General features: G+C 45.8%; 1 protein-coding gene and 1 pseudogene. Both read right to left on the reverse strand.

All coding sequences use genetic code 11. The features are described from left to right. Positions 1-66: 66 nt before the first annotated feature. A complete protein-coding gene (locus R7E00_RS24360; protein ID WP_318124807.1) occupies positions 67-951 on the reverse strand; it encodes a D-hexose-6-phosphate mutarotase in 885 nt (294 codons plus the stop codon). 157 nt (positions 952-1,108) lie between these two features. Then, a pseudogene (locus R7E00_RS24365) lies at positions 1,109-1,178 on the reverse strand (glyceraldehyde-3-phosphate dehydrogenase); the annotation flags it as partial.

Genomic DNA, 1,178 nt, shown 5'->3' on the forward strand with positions numbered 1-1,178 from the left:
TAGAAAGTGACCGAGGAAGAACGGAAATGATTTCAAAAAAAGGCCGGATGAGCCGGCCTAGGAAGATTATTGTGCAGCAATCACTGTCACGAGCTCGTAGCTCTCGCCCGGCTCAAGAGTCTTACCTTCTTCAATACTTGGCGCATGAAGGGCAGATTCCACACACAGCATGGTTTCATAGCCATTGTCAGCCATGTCTCCCATCCCTTGTGCACCTTCCGCCCACGGGTTCCATAGTACTGCGGAGTTATGGCCGCGGTTCGCTACGCTCAACGTACGGTTAAGAACAGGGTCTTTCACTAAAATTTGAGCTTCTGGTTGCGTGTATACGCGATCGATGGTGTCAGTCAGTTGAAGAACCTCACCACCCTGACACACTTCGCTATTTTTCAAGCTGTCGATGTACTCATTGCCCATACCTGTTGTTTGCGCTTGTTTGATATCGCCCACGTTAAGGTAAGTATGTGATGCGCCTGAGAACGTCCAAGCTTCATCATCGATATTAAGAACTTTCAGCGTTACTTTGAGTTCGTCACCCACTTCGACAAGAAGACGCGCATCAAACATGTGTGGCCAAATTTGATGTGTTTCTTCGGTTGGGAACAGTGCCAACTCGACGATGACACCATTTTCATTTTCGCGGTGCTCAACTAATTCCCATTCGGATGTACGCGCAAAGCCATGAGCTGGTGCAGCAATACGGCCAAACCAAGGCCAACAAACAGGAATGCCACCACGTAATGCTGCTTTGCCATCAAAAATGGCTTTTTCGCTCATCCAGATCAAGTCTTCTTGACCTTGTGGTGCGTACGAGACTACATGACCGCCGTGTAAAGCAATACCTGCTGTCGCTTTGTCATGAATAATACGAACGATCTTTACGTTATCGATTTCGACAACAGTTACGTTGTCTGAAAGAACAGTTAGAGGAGGAAGAGTTTTTAAATCCATGTGCTTGTTTCCTACACTGGGGAAGAGGTAGATTTCGGCGCACTTCTCAGTATTTATGAAAGTACGTCTGAGATTTTTCTCAAATTCCAGATACAAAAAAGGCGACTATCAAGCCGCCTCTTTTTCAACTCAGTTAAGAGCTAATCACGATTTCTAATTACTTAGAGATGTGAGCGATTAGGTCTAGAACTTTGTTTGAGTAACCGATTTCGTTGTCGTACCAAGAT

It is taken from the genome of Vibrio sp. Vb1755 (assembly GCF_033338635.1).
Lineage (GTDB): Bacteria > Pseudomonadota > Gammaproteobacteria > Enterobacterales > Vibrionaceae > Vibrio > Vibrio alginolyticus.

Bases quoted from the DNA above. Each gene is read 5' to 3' on its own strand.
- R7E00_RS24360 (WP_318124807.1), bottom strand. From the start codon at position 951: ATGGATTTAAAAACTCTTCCTCCTCTAACTGTTCTTTCAGACAACGTA.